Source organism: Sagittula sp. P11 (genome assembly GCF_002814095.1).
GTDB lineage: Bacteria > Pseudomonadota > Alphaproteobacteria > Rhodobacterales > Rhodobacteraceae > Sagittula.
The window spans coordinates 1,685,078-1,702,386 of record NZ_CP021913.1 but is presented as its reverse complement, the minus strand read 5'-3'; the positions used below and the strand labels follow the sequence as shown (position 1 = coordinate 1,702,386).

Annotated in this window: 19 protein-coding genes; 13 read left to right on the top strand and 6 right to left on the bottom strand. The window is 64.6% G+C overall.

Features of this window, described 5'->3' with window-relative positions; genetic code table 11:
• Positions 1-53 precede the first annotated feature (53 nt).
• Positions 54-1,841, top strand: a complete 1,788-nt coding sequence (locus CDO87_RS08345; RefSeq protein WP_100928349.1) for an SLC13 family permease — start codon at positions 54-56, stop codon at positions 1,839-1,841.
• 3 nt (positions 1,842-1,844) lie between these two features.
• Here the strand turns inward: CDO87_RS08345 and CDO87_RS08340 are convergent, their stop codons facing one another.
• From CDO87_RS08340 to pcaQ, 3 genes are all read right to left on the bottom strand, one after another.
• Entirely contained in the window at positions 1,845-3,242 is a 1,398-nt protein-coding gene (locus CDO87_RS08340) for a tannase/feruloyl esterase family alpha/beta hydrolase (RefSeq protein WP_100928348.1), read from the bottom strand.
• Positions 3,243-3,358: 116 nt separating this feature from the next.
• On the bottom strand, positions 3,359-3,859 hold the full coding sequence (locus CDO87_RS08335; protein ID WP_100928347.1) for a YbjN domain-containing protein: 501 nt from the start codon (positions 3,857-3,859) through the stop codon (positions 3,359-3,361).
• A 158-nt stretch (positions 3,860-4,017) separates the two neighbouring features.
• On the bottom strand, positions 4,018-4,977 hold the full coding sequence (gene pcaQ / locus CDO87_RS08330; protein WP_100928346.1) for a pca operon transcription factor PcaQ: 960 nt from the start codon (positions 4,975-4,977) through the stop codon (positions 4,018-4,020).
• A gap of 79 nt (positions 4,978-5,056) precedes the next feature.
• Between pcaQ and pobA the strand changes: the two genes are divergently transcribed.
• The 5 genes from pobA (at position 5,057) to CDO87_RS08305 (ending at position 8,947) form a co-directional block, all read left to right on the top strand.
• On the top strand, positions 5,057-6,235 hold the full coding sequence (pobA, locus tag CDO87_RS08325) for a 4-hydroxybenzoate 3-monooxygenase (protein WP_100928345.1): 1,179 nt from the start codon (positions 5,057-5,059) through the stop codon (positions 6,233-6,235).
• A 46-nt stretch (positions 6,236-6,281) separates the two neighbouring features.
• Positions 6,282-6,674: a 4-carboxymuconolactone decarboxylase gene (gene pcaC / locus CDO87_RS08320; protein WP_100928344.1), complete on the top strand. Its 393-nt coding sequence runs from the start codon at positions 6,282-6,284 to the stop codon at positions 6,672-6,674.
• 14 nt (positions 6,675-6,688) lie between these two features.
• On the top strand, positions 6,689-7,411 hold the full coding sequence (pcaH, locus tag CDO87_RS08315) for a protocatechuate 3,4-dioxygenase subunit beta (RefSeq protein ID WP_100928343.1): 723 nt from the start codon (positions 6,689-6,691) through the stop codon (positions 7,409-7,411).
• The gene (pcaG, locus tag CDO87_RS08310; protein WP_198521845.1) at positions 7,411-8,013 is read left to right on the top strand and encodes a protocatechuate 3,4-dioxygenase subunit alpha; all 603 of its coding nucleotides are present in this window, start codon (positions 7,411-7,413) and stop codon (positions 8,011-8,013) included. Before pcaH ends, pcaG begins: the two co-directional genes overlap by 1 nt.
• Before the next feature lie 103 nt (positions 8,014-8,116).
• Positions 8,117-8,947 (top strand): 3-keto-5-aminohexanoate cleavage protein, encoded by an 831-nt coding sequence (locus tag CDO87_RS08305; RefSeq protein ID WP_100928342.1) that lies wholly within the window; start codon positions 8,117-8,119, stop codon positions 8,945-8,947.
• 7 nt (positions 8,948-8,954) lie between these two features.
• On the opposite strand, the gene CDO87_RS08300 is transcribed toward CDO87_RS08305, so the two are convergent.
• The 3 genes from CDO87_RS08300 to CDO87_RS08290 all read right to left on the bottom strand — a co-directional run bounded on the left by CDO87_RS08300 (position 8,955) and on the right by CDO87_RS08290 (position 11,546).
• Entirely contained in the window at positions 8,955-9,224 is a 270-nt protein-coding gene (locus tag CDO87_RS08300; RefSeq protein WP_100928341.1) for a c-type cytochrome, read from the bottom strand.
• A gap of 21 nt (positions 9,225-9,245) precedes the next feature.
• Positions 9,246-9,788, bottom strand: coding sequence for a DUF3859 domain-containing protein (locus CDO87_RS08295; protein ID WP_157814944.1), 543 nt, complete (start codon positions 9,786-9,788; stop codon positions 9,246-9,248).
• A 159-nt stretch (positions 9,789-9,947) separates the two neighbouring features.
• The gene (locus tag CDO87_RS08290) at positions 9,948-11,546 is read right to left on the bottom strand and encodes a phosphoenolpyruvate carboxykinase (RefSeq protein ID WP_100930882.1); all 1,599 of its coding nucleotides are present in this window, start codon (positions 11,544-11,546) and stop codon (positions 9,948-9,950) included.
• A 348-nt stretch (positions 11,547-11,894) separates the two neighbouring features.
• Between CDO87_RS08290 and CDO87_RS08285 the strand changes: the two genes are divergently transcribed.
• From CDO87_RS08285 to CDO87_RS08255, 7 genes are read left to right on the top strand one after another with little or no spacing between them, the layout of a single operon-like run.
• Entirely contained in the window at positions 11,895-12,596 is a 702-nt protein-coding gene (locus CDO87_RS08285; RefSeq protein ID WP_100928339.1) for a response regulator transcription factor, read from the top strand.
• Between the two features lie 3 nt (positions 12,597-12,599).
• On the top strand, positions 12,600-14,318 hold the full coding sequence (locus tag CDO87_RS08280; RefSeq protein ID WP_100928338.1) for a sensor histidine kinase: 1,719 nt from the start codon (positions 12,600-12,602) through the stop codon (positions 14,316-14,318).
• Between the two features lies 1 nt (position 14,319).
• On the top strand, positions 14,320-14,736 hold the full coding sequence (locus tag CDO87_RS08275; protein ID WP_100928337.1) for an HPr kinase/phosphorylase: 417 nt from the start codon (positions 14,320-14,322) through the stop codon (positions 14,734-14,736).
• Between the two features lies 1 nt (position 14,737).
• The gene (gene rapZ, locus CDO87_RS08270; protein WP_198521844.1) at positions 14,738-15,670 is read left to right on the top strand and encodes an RNase adapter RapZ; all 933 of its coding nucleotides are present in this window, start codon (positions 14,738-14,740) and stop codon (positions 15,668-15,670) included.
• On the top strand, positions 15,667-16,065 hold the full coding sequence (locus CDO87_RS08265) for a PTS sugar transporter subunit IIA (RefSeq protein WP_100928336.1): 399 nt from the start codon (positions 15,667-15,669) through the stop codon (positions 16,063-16,065). Before rapZ ends, CDO87_RS08265 begins: the two co-directional genes overlap by 4 nt.
• 42 nt (positions 16,066-16,107) lie before the next feature.
• On the top strand, positions 16,108-16,386 hold the full coding sequence (locus tag CDO87_RS08260; protein ID WP_100928335.1) for an HPr family phosphocarrier protein: 279 nt from the start codon (positions 16,108-16,110) through the stop codon (positions 16,384-16,386).
• 43 nt (positions 16,387-16,429) lie between these two features.
• Positions 16,430-17,308, top strand: coding sequence for a lysophospholipid acyltransferase family protein (locus tag CDO87_RS08255; RefSeq protein WP_100928334.1), 879 nt, complete (start codon positions 16,430-16,432; stop codon positions 17,306-17,308).
• Position 17,309 lies beyond the last annotated feature (1 nt).

The window sequence follows — 17,309 nt, the reverse complement described above, 5'->3', positions numbered from 1 at the left end:
GCGCTCGGGACTTGTGACGAAGGGTGTGTGCTCTGCGAACCCGGGGAACCTTTATGCTCGACCATCTTTACGGAACGGATGCACCGCTGGTCGCACTGGCGATCCTCGTGATCCTGTTCATCACCTTCACCATCGAGAAATTTCCGCCGGAGGTGACCGCATCGGGGGCGGCGGCGCTTTACATCCTCCTGGGCATGGTGCCCAGCGACGAGGTCATGGCCGTGTTCTCAAGCTCGGCGCCGATCACGATTGCGGCGATGTTCGTCGTCTCGGGCGCGCTGGTGCGGACCGGGGTTCTGGACGCGCTGGCGGGTATCGTCATCGACAAGGCGCAGGCGCGCCCCGTCATGGCCATCGGGTTGTTCATCTTCGCGACCATCGCGGCCTCGGCCTTCATGAACAACACGCCGGTCGTGCTGGTGCTGATCCCGGTGGTCATCCGCTTGGCGCAGAGCCTTGCCATTGCGCCGACGCGGCTGCTGATCCCGCTGTCCTACGCCGCGATCCTCGGCGGCACCTGTACCCTGATCGGCACGTCGACCAACATCCTCGTGGATGGCGTGGCGCAGGAAGCGGGGATCGAGCCGTTCTCGATCTTCGAGATCGCGCCGGTTGGTCTGACCGTCGCCGTCGTCGGCGGTCTTTCGATGCTGGTGCTGGGCAAGGTGCTTTTGCCCGACCGGGCGCAGAAGGAAAGCGGCACCGAGGACGCAGAGACGGCCTTCCTGTCGGAAATCACCGTCAGGTCCAACTACCCGCACATCGGCACGGCCCTGGGCAAGATTGCCGACTTCCAGCGGTCTGGCGTGCGCGTGACCGGCATCCGGCGCGGCGGCAGGATCGAGCGCAGCGACATAGCTAAACGGGTGATCGAACGGGGCGACGCGCTGATCGTCGTCGCCGAGACGTCCGAGCTTCTGACTTTGGCCGAACAGCCCGGGCTGCGGGTCGGCCTGAGACGCTCCATCGAGCTGGACCCGGAGGCGGAAGTGAAGGTGGTCGAGGCCATCGTGACCCCCTCGCGGCGCAGCTCCGACCTGCGGATCGCCGATCTTGCGCTGGGGCGGCGCGCCGGTGTGCGCGTACTGGGCGCCTACCGTCCGCGCCACATCGCGGGCGCCGACCTGTCGAGCGTGCACCTGCGGCCCGCCGACAAGCTGCTGCTGGAGGGTACGCCGGAAGGATTCGAGGAACTGACCCGCTCCGGCGATGTGGTGAACGTCACCGCGCCGGGTGGCCGGGCCTATCGCAGGCGGCAGGCGCCCATCGCGGTGTTGGCGCTTGTGGGGATCGTCGTCCTTGCCGCGCTCAACCTCATGCCGATCGGCGTGCTGGCATTGATAGGTGTGGCGGCTATCCTCGTCCTGCGCTGCATCGACAACGACGAGGCGTGGAACTCCATCGACGGCGGTGTGCTCGTGCTGATCTTCGCCATGCTGATCGTCGGGCAGGGGCTGGAGAACACCGGCGCGGTTGAGATGCTGGTCGGCTGGATGATGCCATTCCTCGATGGCCTTTCCCCCTTCGTCACGCTCGTGGCGATCTACGCGGTGGGCTCGATCCTGACCGAAGTCGTGACGAACAACGCCGTCGCGGTGATCTTCACGCCCATCGTGATTTCGCTCGCGGCGCAGTTGGGGGTCGATCCGCGGCCCTTCGTGGTGGCGGTGATGTTCTCGGCGAGTGCCAGCTTTGCCACGCCCATCGGCTACCAGACGAACACGCTGGTCTACGGTGCAGGCAACTACAAGTTCTCGGACTTCCTGCGCATGGGCGTGCCGATGAACCTGATCGTTGGGCTGACCGCCGTGCTGGCGATCAGCTTCTTCTTTCCGATGTGAGGACTACTCGGCCATGATCGACATGGGCGCGGTGCCCTCGTTCAGCCATCGCTCCATCGGACTCATCGGATCGAGGGAGGCCGCATTCACGCCACCGGGCCCCGGCAGGATGCCGCAATGGTCGAGGCCGGGGATCATGAAGAGACGGACGTTCTCCTTCAGCGTCTCCTCTCCCCCCGCGGCCTCGGATGCCTGTTCGTACCAGTCCACTGTCTTGTAGGGCGTCACGATTGCGTCGGCCCAGCCGTGATAGACGATCATCTTGCCGCCCGCCGCGCGGAAGGCCGAGAGGTCCGGGCTGTCGCCGTTGTAGACCTTGGCCATCGTCTCCAGCCGGGCCGGGTCGCTTTCCATGTCGAAGTCGTGCGGTGAGTATTCCGCGCCGGGATCGTCGGCAAAGGCCATGTACTGTGTGAAGCCGGTGGTGAAGGCGGGCACCAGCGGCGCGGCTCCCTCTGCATTTCCGGTCAGCCAGAGCCACCAGAACGGTTCCGACCCTTCCGGAATGCCGCCGGGGTAAAGCTGGTCGCCAGCCGCATTCCGGGGGCCTTCGCGCCACTTCATCAGGGCATCCATCTTCGCGTTCGACAGCCCGAGCGGGCTGTAGTCGATCTCGCAGGCGCGCGGGTCTTCGATCAGCCCGTCTTCCGTGCCGTCCGTCGCATCGCATTGCTGCATCACGAGGTCGCCGATCGCCTGCGCGTCATCGGGGCCGAGGATCTGGCTGCCGTCGTCGGCGGTGTTGGCCTGCACGAAGAAGGCCATCGCGGTGGCCACCAGCCCGGTGTAGTCCATCGCCGGAGCGCCAGAGATGATGCCGTCGAACATCTCCGGATAGCGTTGCGCGGCGACATGCGCCATGCGCCCGCCGGTGGAGCATCCCTGGAAGATCGCCTGCTCTGCCTGCCCGCCATAGAACGCGTCGATCAGGAGGCCCGCCACGCGGTTGGTCTCTCCGATGGAGCGCCAGCCCCAGTCCCGTTCCGCGTGCGGGTTGTTGGCCGCCCAGCCTGCATCGACGACCGACAGTGCGTGGTGCCCGCTGTCGGATGTGGCGGTGGCGTAGCCCAGTTCCAGACCCGGGCGCATGGCATTCACCCAGCTTGCCCCGGCATCCGCGCGCCCGAGAATGCCGCAGAAGCCGCCGCAGCCCGCCTGGTAATACTTGCCGTTCCAGTTTTCGAGGGGCAGGCGCACCTCGATGGAGATGGCGGGCAGGGCGGTCGCCCGTACCTCGCAATACGCGGGTAACGTGTCCTGCGCCGCCACGGACCGCGCCGAAGTGACATAACCGCCGCCGAATACGACATCCCGCAGCGCGGTGCAGTCCGCCTCCGTCTGCTGCGCAAACAGCGGGGCGGCGCCGGCGCAAAGCGCCAGCGTGGCAAATGTGGTCTTCATCTTGTCCTCCCTTCGGGTTTTCTCCCTTGGGTAGAATTGCGGGGTGGAGCTGCGTTCTCAAGCAAAAAGGGCGCCCGTGCGGGGCGCCCTTCCGGGAACTGTCTTGGACCTGGCCCTCAGGCGCGTCCGTAGGCCTCGGCCATGGCGATCTGCAGGGCGTCCTTGGCGCTGCGGTCCGTCCACGCCATGAGCTGGAATGCCGGGTAATAGCGTTCTGCGGACAACACTGCCGCGGTAATCATCGTGTCGATCTGCTCGGCCGAGGCGATGTTGCCGCCCGCCAGCATCAGACCGTACTTGTAGACCATCAGACGCTGCTCTTCCCAATAGCTGAAGCACCCGGCCCAGCACTGGTCGTTCACCGCGTTCAGCCCTTCGTGCAGGACGTGCATGCGGTCCGCCGGGGGCTCCATCTCGAAGGTGCAGATGAGGCGCAGGGTCTCGTCGCCATGGCTCCACGCCAGCGTGACGGAATACGTCCGCCATTGCCCCTCGACCGCCATGGCGATTTGGTCATCGGTCACGCGGTCGAAATCCCAGTCGTTGAACTGGGCGATGTTCTCGACGATGTCGATAGGATGCAATTCGTCCGTCAGATACTGCTCGGATAGTGCCATGCCGCCACCTCATTATTCTTTTGTAGCGCCGGGTGGTTGTATGCGCCCCAGCACTTGCTGCCTGCTCAAGGGTCTTGGGGGCGTACCCCATGCCCTCACTACATATCGTGCCTGTGGCTAGGGGGCAGTGTAAAGCAAAACTTTGGTGATAACTTGATTTACTTGTGGATTCTTTCCGATTCGGACTCGTATAATGTAGAATCGTGGACCGCATGGCGCAAAGCCTGCTCGAACAGTTGCCGGCTGCGGGATGTCACCGTGTCGGGCCGCGTCATGAGGCCGACCGGCCCCGCCGTCAAGCCGAGATCGAAGTTCAGCGACACGAGCCGCCCGTCCGCAAGGTCCTGGGCGACGACGCCTTCGGAAATGAACCACAGCGCGTCCGACACCCTCAGGTAGTTGCGCCCGAACGCGCCCGATACGCAGTCGATACGTTCGGGGAAAGGCGCCAGACCCTGGGCCAGGCACCAGCGGTCCAGCAGGGGGCGGATCGCGGCGTCTTCCGGCGGGTAGAGGATGCACCAGTCCGCCAGCGCATCCACGCTGACCGGCGCCTTTGTCAGGGGGTGGCCGGCCCGCACGACGCAGACCACGGGTTCTAGGTAAAGCTGTGTGAAGGACAGCCCCTGCATGGCCTCTGCCGGACCCATCCGCCCCACGATCATGTCGAGCGCCCCGGATTTCAGGGCATCCGTCAGCACCCCGTGCGACCCGTCGCGCAGCATCAGTTGCGTGTCCGGCGCCGCCTGCCGGAAGCGTGCAACTGCCTCCGGCATCAACCGGGCCGCGACGCTGGGCAGGGCGCCGACGCGCAGCGTCTCGCGCCCGCCATCGCGCAGGTCGGTGACGCCTTCGATCCCGCGATGCAGGGCGGCGAGGCTCTGGTTGGTGAAGTCGAGGAACAGGGCGCCCTGCGGCGTCAGCCGGGTGCCACCCCGGTCGCGCGTCATCAGCGTGGTGCCGAGGCCTTCCTCCAACTCCTTGAGAGTCTTGGACAAGGCGGGCGGCGACAGGTGCAGCGCCGTGCAGGCGGCCTTCAGGCTGCCAAGGCGCGCAATGGCCGAGAAAGCCTCCAGATGGCGCAGCTTGACCTGCGTGATGCGGTTTTTTGTTATCATAATGGTAAACTAAGCAGCCTGAAATCTCAATTTACAATGTCAATTGGTTCAGTGTCTAATTGAACCAAGGGAGATCAGCATGAAAACTCAGGTTTGCATCATCGGCGGCGGGCCCTCCGGGCTGTTGCTGGGCCAGCTTTGTCATCAGGCCGGGATAGACGCCATCGTGCTCGAACGCCGCTCGCGCGAGCATGTGCTCAGCCGGATCCGGGCGGGTGTGCTGGAGCAGGGGTTCATCGACCTGCTGAAGGAGGCCAAGGTCGCCACCCGGATGGACACCCAAGGGTATCCGCACGACGGCACGGTGATTTCCTTCGAGGACATGGAAGTGCGCGTGGACTTCCGCAAGCACACCGGCACCTCGGTCATGGTCTACGGCCAGACGGAGGTGACGCGCGACCTCTACGAGGCGCGCGATCTGACCGGCGGCATGACTCTGCACGACGTGGACGATGTGGAACTTGGCAACGCCACGCTCGACGGCGACGCGGGCTGCACGGTTTCCTTTACGCACGAAGGCCAGCGCAAGACCATCGAATGCGACTACATCGCCGGCTGCGACGGGTTCCACGGCCCTTCCCGCCAGGCCATCCCGGCCGAAAAGCGCCGCGAGTTCGAACGGGTCTATCCCTTTGGCTGGCTGGGCATCCTGTCCGAAACGCCGCCCGCGCACCACGAATTGATCTACGCCAACTCCGAGCGCGGCTTTGCCCTCTGCTCCATGCGGAACGAGAAGCTCAGCCGCTACTACCTGCAGGCTCCCCTGACCGACAAGGTCGAGGACTGGTCCGACGACGCCTTCTGGACCGAGCTCAAGCGCCGCATCCCGAGCCGCATCGCCGAGACCCTGGTCACCGGCCCGTCGATCGAGAAGAGCATCGCGCCGCTCCGTGGTTTCGTCTGCGAGCCGATGCAATACGGGCGGCTGTTCCTTGCGGGCGACGCGGCCCACATCGTGCCGCCCACCGGAGCGAAGGGTCTGAACACGGCGGCCTCCGACATCCACTACCTCTTCGAGGCGCTGAAGGCGCGCTACCAAGAGGGCGATGCCGCCGCGATGGGGGGCTATTCCGAAAGGGCGCTGGCCCGGGTTTGGAAGACGCAGCGCTTCTCGTGGTGGATGACCAAGCTCCTGCACCGCTTCCCCGACACCGACCCCTACGAGCTGCGCATCCAGCGGGCCGAGATCGAGCATCTCGCCACTGTGGAAAGCGCACAGGAAACCATGGCCATCAACTACGTTGGCTTGCCATACTGAGACGGGCACCGATGGCCTCAGGATCATCGCGCCCCGCGGAGGATACATGACCAACCGTTACGAAACCGGCATGAACGTGCGCCGCCGCATCCTTGGCGATGCGCATGTGGACCGGGCCGAAGCTGCCAAGACGCCGTTCGACACGCCGTTCCAGGAGATGATCACCGAAACCGCCTGGGGCAATCTCTGGGCGTCGGACAGGATCACCGACCGGGAACGCTCGATGCTGACGCTGGCTCTGCTGGCGGCGACCGGCAATTTCGAAGAGATCCCGATGCACATCCGTGCCACCGCGCGCACCGGCGCATCGAAGGAGGACGTGGCCGAGGCCTTCCAGCACGTGGCGATCTACGCCGGTGTGCCCAAGGCGAACCACGCCCTGAAACTTGCCAAGCAGACCTACGCCGAAATGGAAGACCAGGGAAACGCGCACCCCTGAGGAGGAAGACCCGAATGACCAACGGATACACCGCGCGGGATCGAGGCTGGCACCCGCCCGCGCTCACCCCGCTCTACAAGACCAGCGTCGCGCGCAGCCCGCGCTTCGCTCCCATCGGTGCCGCGACATCCCTGTCCGAAGAGACCGGCCCGGTCTTCGGACACGATTTGCTCGGACCGAAGGACAACGACCTGATCACCAACTTCGCCGCGCCCGGCGAAATGGCCATCGGTCCGCGCATCGTCGTCCAGGGCACGGTGCGTGACGAATTCGGCCGCCCGGTGCCGCACACTCTGGTGGAGGTCTGGCAGGCCAACGCCGGCGGACGCTACCGGCACAAGAAGGAAGGCTACCTCGCGCCGCTCGATCCGAACTTCGGCGGCTGCGGGCGCTGCATCACGGACGAGAACGGCTTCTACGAGTTCCGCACCGTGAGGCCCGGACCCTATCCCTGGCCCAACGGTCCGGATGACTGGCGCCCGGCGCACATCCACGTCTCCGTCTTCGGCCACAGCTTCGCGCAGCGGCTGATCACGCAGATGTACTTCGAGGGCGACCCGATGATCTGGCAATGCCCCATCGTCGGCACCATCCCGTCGCGCGAGGCGATTGAAACCCTGGTCGCCCGGCTGGACCGCGCCGGGTCGATCCCGATGGACTCGCTCTGCTACCAGTTCGACATCACCCTGCGCGGCCGCCGCCAGACGATGTTCGAGAACCGCATGGAGGGGATGTGATGACCGGACCCATGACCAACCGCGCCAAGGAAAGCCCGTCGCAGACGGCAGGCCCCTACGTCCACATCGGCTGCACGCCCAACTTCCTCGGGATCGAGGGCGTCTTCCCGGAGGACCTTGGCACGCGCATGATCACCGGCGCCCCCGCCGGTGAGCGCATCACCATCAAGGGATGCGTGTTCGACGGCGCAGGCAACGCACTGAAGGACGCGCTGATCGAGGTCTGGCAGGCCGACTCGCAGGGCAAGTTCGCAGGCAAAGGCGGGGCAGAGGGCTTCACCGGCTGGGGCCGCTCGCCCGGTGACATGAACACCGGCGAATTCACCTTCGAGACGCTGAAGCCCGGCCGGGTGCCCTTCCCCGATGGCCGCCTCCAGGCGCCGCACGTCACCTTCTGGATCGTGGCCCGCGGCATCAACCTCGGCCTGCACACGCGGATGTACTTCGCCGACGAGGAAGCGGCCAACGCCGAAGACCCGATCCTCAGCCGGATCGAGCACCAGTCGCGCGTACCGACGCTGCTGGCGAAGAAGGACGGCGACGCCTACCGCTTCGACATCCACCTGCAGGGGCCGGACGAGACCATCTTTTTCGATATCTGATGATACCCGGAGGCCGGGGGACTTTCTCGGTCCTCTGGCTTCTCTGCTTCGCAAATACTCACTATCCTGTCGGTTCCAGAAAGACCAACGCCCGAGGATCCACATGACCAAACCCTGCATCATCTGCGTCGCCATCACCGGTTCCGTGCCGAAGAAGAAGGACAACCCGGCGGTGCCGATCTCCATCGAGGAACAGGTGGAAAGCACGCAGGCCGCGTTCGAGGCGGGGGCGACGATCATGCACGCGCATGTGCGCAACGACGACGAGACGCCGACCTCCAACCCGGAGAAATTCGCGCGGCTGGTTGAGGGCATCAAGAAACACTGCCCCGGAATGATCATCCAGCTTTCGACCGGCGGCCGGTCGGGCGCCGGTCAGACGCGCGGCGGGATGCTGCCGCTGCGCCCCGACATGGCGTCGCTGTCGGTGGGCTCGAACAACTTCCCCACCCGCGTCTACGAGAACCCGCCAGACCTCGTCGACTGGCTGGCCTCCGAGATGAAGACCTACGAGATCAAACCCGAGATCGAGGCCTTCGACCTCAGCCACATCTTCAAGGCCGCCGAGATGAACCGCGACGGGCGCATTCCGGGCAAGCTCTACGTGCAGTTCGTGATGGGCGTGAAGAACGCCATGCCCTGCGACCGCGAGGTTTTCGACTACTACATCAAGACGGTGGAGCGGCTGGCGCCGGACGCCGAGTGGTGCGCGGCCGGGATCGGCCGGCACCAGGTCGAGGTGAACGAGTGGTGCATCGCCGCCGGCGGCCACACCCGCACCGGGCTCGAGGACAACGTGCGCTGGGACCGCGACACGCTTGCGCCGTCGAATGCCGCGCTGGTGGAGCGTGCCGTGAAGCTCTGCGAGAAATACGAGCGCCCCGTGGCGACCTACGCGCAGGCGCGCGAGATGCTGGGTCTGCGCGCCGCCTGAGGCGCGGTCAGTCCGGGGAAAGGTACGCGGCGATGGCAACAACCGCCGCGTCGACATCTTCGGCGTCGAGCATCCGGGTATAGTTGTGCGCCGTGGTCATGGCCTCCATCGACGGGTTCGACAGCGCAGGCGCCTTGCCGCCTTTGCCTTCATCACCGTGGCATCGGGCGCAGGCGTCTGCGTATAGCGCCGCGCCCGTGTTTGAAGGGGCGTCAGGCTGCGCCGCGATGCCGGAGGCGGCCAGCACGAGGGCAAGGATCGGCGAAGCGTGGCGCATGGCAGGGTCTCCCGGGCTCTCTCAGGACATGATCATCGCGCTGAAGCAGGCTTTCTGCACGGCTGGCACGGTGCCCGGGGGCGTGACGAGGAAATTCTGTTCCAGCAGCACCTCGTCATCCTTCCGAAGCTGGAAGCGCCACGGCCCCTCCACCATTTCGAAGGGTTTCTCGAAGGTGAAGAGGTTCACGGCGGGCTCGCCGGGGTCGAGCGGTGCGAACCAGACCTCGACCTCCTGACCGTTCTCGCCCATGGGCGGATGCTGTACCACGACCTCGAGCAGGAGCGGCTCCGACTCCGGGTCCAGCCATGCGCCGATGCCGAAAGAGATGCCCAGTTCCGCCGGAACCATCTGGGTCACGACGTCGACGGTCTGGTGCTGGTCGATGAGGTTGATGATGCCCGAAACCGTGCCCGGCTCTTCGCGGCTGCCGTTCTTTGCCACGTCGCAATGCACACCGAACTGCATGTCGGACAGCGGCGGGCGAACGAAGCCGCCGGTCTCCTGGGCGGAGGCGGCAGCGGACGTCGTCAGGAGGGCGGCGATCAGGCAGGTCCGAAACATGGTCTTCCCTTTCGAGAACCGGTTGCCTCCCATGTCTAGCACGGCTCCGAAGGCGGACGCAGGCAGGATTTCCGCACCACGGCAAGAGACCGCCTGAATATGAAAAAGTCCTTCGCGGTCGGGCCGCGAAGGACTGGAAATCATGCAATGCGACACGCGTCAGCCGAGTGCGGCGGCCTTCACATCATCGTCGATGTAGGGCACGTACTGGGCGAAGTTCTCGGCGAACATGCCGACCAGCTTCTCGGCCTGCGCGTCGTAGGCTTCCTTGTCGTCCCAGGTCTTGCGCGGATCGAGCAGCATGTCCGGCACGCCCTCCACGTGGGTGGGCACCTCGAAGCCGAAGTTCGGATCCTTGCGGAACGGCGCGGTGTTCAGCGATCCGTTCAGCGCAGCATGCAGCAGGGCGCGTGTTGCCTTGATCGGCATGCGCGACCCGGTGCCATAGGCGCCGCCGGTCCAGCCGGTGTTCACCAGCCAGCAGGACGAGCCGTGCTTGGCGATCTTCTCGCGCAGGAGGTTGCCGTAAACCTCGGGGCGGCGCGGCATGAAGGGGGCGCCGAAGCAGGTGGAGAAGGTCGGCTCCGGCTCGGTCACACCGCGCTCGGTCCCGGCGACCTTGGCGGTGAAGCCGGACAGGAAGTGGTACATCGCCTGCGCCGGTGTCAGCCGCGCGATCGGGGGCAGCACACCGAATGCGTCGCAGGTCAGCATGATGATGTTCTTCGGGTGGCCGCCAAGCGCCGTTTTCGACGCATTGGAAATGTAGTGCAGCGGGTAGGCGCAGCGCATGTTGGCGGTCAGGCTGTCGTCCTCGAAGTCGAGGTCGAAGGTCTCCGGATCGAAGACCATGTTCTCGATCACCGTGCCGAACTTCTCGGTCGTGGCGTAGATTTCCGGTTCCGCCTCCGGCGAGAGCTTGATGGTCTTGGCATAGCAGCCGCCCTCGAAGTTGAAGGTGCCGCGGTCGGACCAGCCGTGTTCGTCATCGCCGATCAGCACGCGGTCGGGATCGGCGGACAGGGTGGTCTTGCCGGTACCCGACAGGCCGAAGAACACGGCCGTGTCGACCGGATTGTTCGGGGCATGGTTGGCAGAGCAGTGCATGGCCATGATGCCCTTGCCCGGCAGGATGTAGTTCAGCAGGGTGAAGACCGATTTCTTGTTCTCGCCCGCGTATTCGGTGTTGCCGATCAGGATCAGCTTCTTGTCGAAGTTCAGCGCGATCACAGTCTCGGTCCGGCAGCCGTGCCTGTCCGGGTCGGCCTTGAAGCTGGGGCAGTTGATGATGGTGAAATCTGCGGTGAAGCTGTCCAGATCCTCACGGTCCGGGCGGCGCAGCATGTGGCGGATGAACAGCCCGTGCCACGCCAGCTCGGTCACCATCCGGACGTCGATGGCATTGGCCGGATCGGCCCCGCCCACGAGGTCCTGCACGTAGTAGTCGCGACCCTTCATGTGCTCCAGCATGTCGGCGTGCAGCCGGTCGAAGGCCTCGGGCTCCATCGGGGTGTTGTTTTCCCACCAGATCGAGTCCTCGACCGAGGGGGTCTTTACGATGAACTTGTCCTTGGGAGAGCGACCCGTGTAGGTGCCGGTGGTCACGAGGAAAGAGCCGCCCTTGCCAAGCGTCCCTTCGCCGCGTTTCAGAGCCGCTTCGATCAGCGCGGGCTCCATGAGGTTGTAATAGACATTGCCAAGCCCTTCGATCCCTTGATCTTCAAGCTTGAACTGCGGGTTTACCCGTCCGAATGTCATCAGCATAGCTCCTGTGCAGCGCTGGTCCGAGAAAGAAAATTACGCGACGGTATGCGCCGGTATCCGATCCTTTAGCACGTCGTTTTTCCGGGTGAACAGGACGCATTCGCGCAGTTAGCGATACCACCCGAGGTTTAGCGATACCATGTTCCCCGACGGGCGGATGCCTGCCCGCTTTGTGAAAATCCTATACTTAAGCAGTGGGACATTTTAGCCATTCCTTTGTCAAATTCGGGTCCCCTTGAAACAGGCGCGGAGTCTGATTCGCAGTTAAGGATTGCCGCAGGGCGAAAAATCGCTGATAGTTCGGGAAAAATTACAAAAACAGAGCAGTACAAGGACAATACCATGTCGAAAATCGCCCTCGTGGACGATGACAGGAACATCCTGACATCGGTATCGATGACTCTGGAGGCAGAGGGATTCGAAGTCGAGACCTACAATGATGGACAGGCCGCACTGGACGCCTTCACCAAGAAGATGCCCGACATGGCCGTGTTCGACATCAAGATGCCGCGCATGGATGGGATGGACCTGCTCCAGCGCGTCCGCCAGAAATCCAAGATGCCGGTCATCTTCCTGACCTCCAAGGACGACGAGATCGACGAAGTGCTCGGCCTGCGCATGGGCGCCGATGACTACGTGAAGAAGCCGTTCTCGCAGCGCCTTCTGGTCGAACGCATCCGCGCGCTTCTCCGTCGTCAGGAAGCGGTGGCCGGCGATGTCGTCGGCGAAACCGAAGAGACCAAGCTGATGACCCGCGGGTCGCTGACCATGGATCCGCTGCGGCATGCCGTTACGTGGAAGGGCCTCGACGTCTCGCTGACCGTGACCGAGTTCCTGCTGCTGCAGGCGCTGGCGCAGCGCCCCGGTTTCGTGAAGTCGCGCGATCAGCTGATGGACGTGGCCTACGACGATCAGGTCTACGTGGACGACCGCACCATCGACAGCCACATCAAGCGGCTGCGCAAGAAGATGCGCTCTGTCGATCCGGAGTTCTCCGCCATCGAAACGCTCTACGGTATCGGCTATCGTTACAACGAAGAGTGATGAATGGCCTTGGCCGAGCGGATCCCGATGGGTAAGGACGACGATGAAAATCGTCGCGACGCCGATGTTGTGCTGGGCGACGATTGGGTCGCCCCGGACAGCACGGTGGAAAAGGAGATGCGTGCGACGCGTGCGCAGCGCGGCCTTTTCACGCTCAACCGCTCGCCGCTGACGCGCAAGATCATCACGTTCAACCTGATTGCGTTGAACGTGCTGGTTGCAGGTGTTCTCTGGCTGAACTCCTCACGCGATACGCTGGCCGTCCAGCGTATCAATGCGCTACAGTCCGAAGTCGAGTTGCTGGCCGATGTCTTCGAAAGCCAGCTTCAGCCGGGGGCGGCGCCGCTCGGGTCTGCCGAGGGCATCGACGTGGCCGCGACCCTGCAGGGCATCGACCTGCGGGAAGGCACGCAGGTCATGGTCTTCGACAGCGCGACCTTCCTCGTCGGCGAGACAGAGGGCAAGATGGCCGCCGCGATCCCCCTCCGCACGGAGGAGGAGAAGCCGACGGTCATTTCCGATTTCCTGAACGCCGCGTGGCAAGGTGTTGCCGGGCTGTTCACCTATTTTTCGGACGAGCCGGACCTGGTGCTCGAGGACCGTCTGCGCCGCGCGATAGAGGCGGGCGATCCCACGACCACCCGTGTCGTTCAGGGCGGCGGCAGCGCCGACACCATGTTCTACGCCTTCTCGCCGATCCGGCTGGGCAACGCGATCCAGGGCACCGTCGCCATGGTCGCACCCGCAGCAGAGATCGACGCCGCAGTCCGTTCCGAACGTGAGCGGGTGCTGCAGATGTTCATCATCGCCACGCTGGTCAGCATCGGCCTGTCGCTGGTCCTGGCCTCGACCATCGCCAACCCGATCTCGGACCTTGCCGACGCGGCAGAGATCGGCCGCGACCGCAACCGCAAGCACCGCACCACGGGCCGCATCCGCATCCCCGACCTGACCGCCCGCCCGGACGAGATCGGTCGTCTGTCGGGTGCGTTGCGCGGCATGGTCAGCGCACTCTACGACCGCATCGATTCCAACGAACAGTTCGCGGCCGACGTCGCGCACGAGATCAAAAACCCGCTGGCCTCGCTGCGCTCTGCCGTCGGCAGCCTGCGCATGGTCAAGAAGGACGAGCACCGGCACAAGCTCCTCGACGTGATCGAACACGACGTGCGCCGCCTCGACCGCCTGGTGAGCGACATCTCCAACGCCTCCCGCCTCGATTCCGAGCTGGTGAAGGAGGAGGAGCAAGAATTCGACCTCCTGAAGATGATCGGCAACCTTGCGGAGTTCCTCGGGGAGGATGCCCGCGCGAAGGGGATCGAGTTCATCTCGGACCTGCCGAAGCGCCCGATCATGATCGGCGGGCTGGAGGCGCGGCTGGCGCAGGTCTTCGTCAACCTGATCACCAACGCCATTTCCTTCTGCGAGGATGGCGACGCGATCCGTGTCTGGGCCCGGCGGCGCGACAACCGCGTGCTCGTCGTGGTCGAGGACACGGGCCCCGGTATCCCGGAAGAGGCGCTTCAGAAGATCTTCAAGCGGTTCTACACGTCGCGTCCGCAGTCGGACTTCGGCAACAACTCCGGCCTCGGCCTTGCGATCTCAAAGCAGATCGTCGAGGCGCACGGCGGCGTGATCTGGGCGGAGAACATCAGGCCGACAGAAGCCGACGCGACCTCCGAACCCTTAGGCGCGCGCTTCGTCGTGGGCTTGCCGATCTGAGATGTCCGAAACCCTGATCCACGCGTCCTCGGTTGCTGTGGCTGGCCGGGGACTGTTGATCCGCGGGCGATCCGGCACCGGGAAATCCGCATTGGCGCTTGAACTGTTGGCGCTGGGGGCCACGCTGGTCGCCGACGACCGCACGCTGGTTTCCCTGCGCGACGGCAGGCTGTGGCTGGACGTCCCTGAAACGATCCGGGGCATGATCGAGGCGCGCGGGCTGGGCATTCTGAACGCGCAAAGCGCGCCGGCCCCGCTGGCCGCCATCGTCGACCTCGAATCCGAAGAAACGGAACGGCTTCCGCCTATACGAAAGAGCACGTTGCTTGGTATGGATGTGCCGTTGCTTCACAAAACCGCGCGCCCCTATTTTCCCGCCGCACTGGTACAGTATCTAAAGGCGGGAAGAAGAGAGTGAGATGGGCCAACCTGGTCGAGAAACCGCAAGAATAGTTCTGGTCACCGGCCCTTCGGGCGCCGGGCGGGCCACCGCGATCAATGTGCTGGAAGACTGCGGGTTCGAGTCGATCGACAACATCCCGCTGAGCTTCATCCCGCGGCTGTTCGACGGTGATGCGCCGCTTGTCCGGCCGCTTGCGCTGGGAATCGACGTGCGCAACCGGGATTTCTCGGTCGAGAGGTTGGTGGAGTTGCGGGACAGTCTGAACAAGCCCGGCATCGACGCCGACCTGCTGTACCTCGACTGCTCGGCCGAGGTGCTGATGCGGCGGTATTCGGAGACGCGGCGCCGTCATCCCATGGCGCCCGACGAAAGCCCCTCCGAAGGCATCGCGCGAGAAAAGACCCTGATGGAGGACCTGCGCGCCCGGGCCGATATCCTGATCGACACCTCGGAGCTGACGGTGCACGACCTGCGCGCCGAGATGGAGGGCTGGTTCGGCAACGTCACAGGGCAGGGCATGGCCGTGTCGGTCCAGAGCTTCAGCTACAAACGCGGGCTGCCCCAGGGACTGGACGTGGTCCTTGACTGCCGGTTCCTGAGGAACCCGCACTGGGAGCCCGAGCTGCGCCCCCACACCGGGCTCGACCCGCAGGTGGCGGCATATGTGGAGGCCGATCCGCGTCACGGGCCGTTCCTCGAAAAGATCGAGGATCTGATCCTGATGATGCTTCCCGCCTGCGTCGAGGAAGGGAAGGCGCACTTTGCCATCGGCTTTGGCTGCACCGGGGGCAAACACCGGTCTGTCGCCGTGACGGAAAGCGTTTCGGCGGCACTTGCGCGCGAAGGCTGGCACGTGTCTATTCGCCATCGTGAATTGGAACGCCGCAGCGCAGCACCCTCGTCGGCGCAGGGGCTGGGAGCTGTTCCGAACGGAAGGAAAGCCGGGTGATCGGAATCGTGATCGTCGCGCATGGTGGGCTGGCGAGGGAGTACCTCGCTGCCGTGGAGCATGTCGTGGGCAAACAACCCGGGATGACGGCCATTTCCATCGAGGCGGATTGCGACCGATCTTCGAAGCAGGCCGAGATCTGCGATGCTGCCGACGCCGTGGACCATGGCCAGGGCGTAGTGGTGGTGACCGACATGTTCGGCGGCTCGCCCTCCAACCTGTCGCTGAACGCCTGTCGCCCCGACGACCGGCGCATCCTATACGGCGCCAACCTTCCCATGTTGATCAAGCTGGCGAAAAGCCGCCAGTTGCCTGTCGGCGATGCGGTTCGCAGCGCGCTCGAGGCCGGGCGCAAGTATATAGACACCCAGAACGTTCCGTCCGAGCCAACCTGACGGGCTCCTGTAGATTTTCCCGACGACCGAAAGATTGCCGCAATGACCCAATCCGTGAACCGGACCCTCAAGATCATCAACGAGAAGGGTCTGCACGCCCGCGCTTCCGCGAAACTGGTCGAGGTCGTCGAGGGGTTCGATGCGCGCGCAGAGGTCTCCCGCGACGGGATGTCGGCCAGCGGCGACAGCATCATGGGGCTTTTGATGTTGGCAGCGGCCAAGGGAACGACTATTGAGGTTCAGACCTCTGGCCCGGATGCGGAGGCTCTGGCCAACGCCGTGGAAGCCCTCGTGGCCGATCGGTTCGGGGAAAGCTGCTGATCCGGGCGGCCGGTGCGGAACAGGTACGGGACAGTGAAGGCGCATGGTTGAAAGCACCCAGGCGACAGACGCAGGCGTCAGGCCGGTGACCTCGGAGTCCGCACCCTACGACAAGCGCAAGGTCAGCTACGCCAACACCTTCACCAATCCGTGGAAGGCCAACACCATTCGCGCGATGGAGTGGGCGACCGGCAAGATCCCTCTGCTGCGCATGGTTCGCCGCTTTGAGCGGATCGGTTCCGTCGAAGGGCAGGGCTTCTGGGCACAGGCGCTTAGCGTGATGGGCATCGACCTTCTGACCCCGATGGAGCAGATCGCCAACATCCCCAAGGACGGACCGGTGATCGTGGTGGCCAACCACCCGCACGGGCTGGTTGACGGGATGGTGCTGGCGCATCTGATCGGGCAGATCCGTACCGACTACAAGATCCTCACCCGCTCGCTGCTGACCGGCGTGAAGGAGGTCGATCAGTTCATGATCCCCGTGCCCTTCCCGCACGAGGTCGACGCCCGCGAACAAAGCCTCGAGATGCGCGCCCGCGCGATGGACCACCTCAAGCAGGGCGGCGTCATCGCGCTGTTCCCCTCGGGCGTGGTCGCCTCGTCCGAGACGTGGTGGGGCCCGGCGGTGGAACAGGTGTGGAACCCGTTCACGGCGAAAATGGTGCAGCGTTCCGGTGCGACCGTGGTGCCGATCTACTTCCCCGGCCAGAACTCCCGAGTCTACCAGATGGCGAACCAGGTCTCGGCCACGATCCGGCAGGGCCTGCTGATCCACGAGGTCGTGCACGCCTGCCGACGCCCGCAGAAGCCCGTTGTCGGCCCGGCCATCACCCCCGAAGAGGTGAAGGCCTTCACCGGCGGTCAGCGCGAGTTCGTTGGCTGGCTGCGCGAGAAGACACTGGCGCTGCGCGAGGACTGAG

Bases quoted from the DNA above. Each gene is read 5' to 3' on its own strand.
- pobA (WP_100928345.1), top strand. From the start codon at position 5,057: ATGAAAACTCAGGTTTGCATCATCGGCGGCGGGCCCTCCGGGCTGTTG.
- CDO87_RS08285 (WP_100928339.1), top strand. From the start codon at position 11,895: ATGTCGAAAATCGCCCTCGTGGACGATGACAGGAACATCCTGACATCG.
- CDO87_RS08305 (WP_100928342.1), top strand. From the start codon at position 8,117: ATGACCAAACCCTGCATCATCTGCGTCGCCATCACCGGTTCCGTGCCG.
- CDO87_RS08290 (WP_100930882.1), bottom strand. From the start codon at position 11,546: ATGACATTCGGACGGGTAAACCCGCAGTTCAAGCTTGAAGATCAAGGG.
- CDO87_RS08295 (WP_157814944.1), bottom strand. From the start codon at position 9,788: ATGTTTCGGACCTGCCTGATCGCCGCCCTCCTGACGACGTCCGCTGCC.
- pcaG (WP_198521845.1), top strand. From the start codon at position 7,411: ATGACCGGACCCATGACCAACCGCGCCAAGGAAAGCCCGTCGCAGACG.
- pcaQ (WP_100928346.1), bottom strand. From the start codon at position 4,977: ATGATAACAAAAAACCGCATCACGCAGGTCAAGCTGCGCCATCTGGAG.
- CDO87_RS08300 (WP_100928341.1), bottom strand. From the start codon at position 9,224: ATGCGCCACGCTTCGCCGATCCTTGCCCTCGTGCTGGCCGCCTCCGGC.
- CDO87_RS08255 (WP_100928334.1), top strand. From the start codon at position 16,430: ATGGTTGAAAGCACCCAGGCGACAGACGCAGGCGTCAGGCCGGTGACC.
- pcaH (WP_100928343.1), top strand. From the start codon at position 6,689: ATGACCAACGGATACACCGCGCGGGATCGAGGCTGGCACCCGCCCGCG.
- CDO87_RS08275 (WP_100928337.1), top strand. From the start codon at position 14,320: ATGTCCGAAACCCTGATCCACGCGTCCTCGGTTGCTGTGGCTGGCCGG.
- CDO87_RS08340 (WP_100928348.1), bottom strand. From the start codon at position 3,242: ATGAAGACCACATTTGCCACGCTGGCGCTTTGCGCCGGCGCCGCCCCG.
- CDO87_RS08345 (WP_100928349.1), top strand. From the start codon at position 54: ATGCTCGACCATCTTTACGGAACGGATGCACCGCTGGTCGCACTGGCG.
- CDO87_RS08335 (WP_100928347.1), bottom strand. From the start codon at position 3,859: ATGGCACTATCCGAGCAGTATCTGACGGACGAATTGCATCCTATCGAC.
- CDO87_RS08260 (WP_100928335.1), top strand. From the start codon at position 16,108: ATGACCCAATCCGTGAACCGGACCCTCAAGATCATCAACGAGAAGGGT.
- rapZ (WP_198521844.1), top strand. From the start codon at position 14,738: ATGGGCCAACCTGGTCGAGAAACCGCAAGAATAGTTCTGGTCACCGGC.
- CDO87_RS08280 (WP_100928338.1), top strand. From the start codon at position 12,600: ATGGCCTTGGCCGAGCGGATCCCGATGGGTAAGGACGACGATGAAAAT.
- pcaC (WP_100928344.1), top strand. From the start codon at position 6,282: ATGACCAACCGTTACGAAACCGGCATGAACGTGCGCCGCCGCATCCTT.